The organism is Saccharothrix lopnurensis (genome assembly GCF_042658445.1).
Classification (GTDB): domain Bacteria; phylum Actinomycetota; class Actinomycetes; order Mycobacteriales; family Pseudonocardiaceae; genus Actinosynnema; species Actinosynnema lopnurensis.
The window spans coordinates 1-1,299 of the sequence record NZ_JBHSQO010000101.1 but is presented as its reverse complement, the minus strand read 5'-3'; the positions used below and the strand labels follow the sequence as shown (position 1 = coordinate 1,299).

General features: G+C 68.5%; 1 protein-coding gene. It reads left to right on the top strand.

Annotated features, from left to right (window positions below):
* Positions 1 to 75 precede the first annotated feature (75 nt).
* Positions 76 to 1,268, top strand: a protein-coding gene (locus ACFP3R_RS37505) for an IS3 family transposase (protein WP_380643796.1) whose coding sequence is annotated in 2 segments (ribosomal slippage) — positions 76 to 358 and positions 358 to 1,268 — 1,194 coding nt in all. Because the reading frame shifts where the segments join, the coding sequence is not laid out codon by codon here.
* Positions 1,269 to 1,299 lie beyond the last annotated feature (31 nt).

Sequence of the window (1,299 nt, the reverse complement as noted above, 5' to 3'; positions counted from 1 at the left end):
GGGACTTGACCCTGGATGTTGGACACCAGACACACTTGGACCGTCGTGGTCCGGGTGGATAGGAGTCCTGTTCAGATGGTGATGAAGCACTACCCGCCGGAGTTCCGGGCGGAGGCGGTCGCGCTGTACCGGTCCCGGCCCGGCGCGACGATCAAGTCGGTGGCCGACGACCTCGGGGTCAACCACGAGACGCTGCGCAACTGGATCCGCCTCGACGACGCACAGCGCGCCGGCCCGCCCGTGACCGGATCGCCGTCGAGTCCACCGGAGGACGAGAACGCCGTGCTGCGCAAGCGGATCCGCGAACTGGAGGAGGAACGCGACATCCTGCGCAAGGCGGCCAAGTATTTCGCAGGGGAGACGCGCTGGTGAACCGCTTCCAGTTCGTTGACGATCATCAGCGCCACCATGGCGTCAAGCGGCTGTGCCAGGTCATCGGGATCGCCCGATCCAGCTACTACCACTGGAAGGCCACCGCGCCCGACCGGGCCGCCCGCGTCGCCGACGACGCCCGCCTGGCCGCCCGCATCCGTGTCATCCACCGCGACTCGGCCGGCACCTACGGCGTCCCGCGCATCACCGCCGAACTGCACGACACCGGAGATCCCGTCAACCACAAACGGGTCGCCCGCGTGATGCGCGGCATCGGTCTGGCCGGACTGCGGCTGCGCCGCCGACACCGGACCACCCTCGCCGACCCCGCCGCAGCCAAGGCCGCTGACCTGCTCGAACGCGACTTCACCGCCGACACGCCCAACACCCGCTACGTCGGCGACATCACCTACCTGCCGATCGCCGACGGCACATTCCTCTACCTCGCGACCGTGATGGACCTGTGCTCACGCCGCCTGGTCGGCTGGGCCGTCGCCGACCACATGCGCACAGAACTCGTCCTCGACGCCCTGCACACGGCCGAACGAACACGCGGAAGCCTGGCCGGATCGATCTTCCACAGCGACCACGGAGCGCAATACGGCGCCAGAGCCTTCGCCGACGCCTGTGACGCCGCCGGAGTGACCCGGTCCATGGGCGCGGTGGGCAGCTCCGCGGACAACGCCGCCGCTGAAAGCCTCAACGCCTCCTTCAAACGCGAAACCCTCCAAGGCGCACCGAACTGGGGCAGCGCAAGGGAAGCACGGCTCGCCGTGTTCGGCTGGGCGCACCGCTACAACACCCGACGACGCCACTCCCACCTCGGCCAGACATCCCCCATCGACTACGAGAACAGCCTCACCCCGGCACCGGTTACGCTGACCCACGCCGCATAATCCCGTGTCCAACATCCGGGGTGAAGTCCCG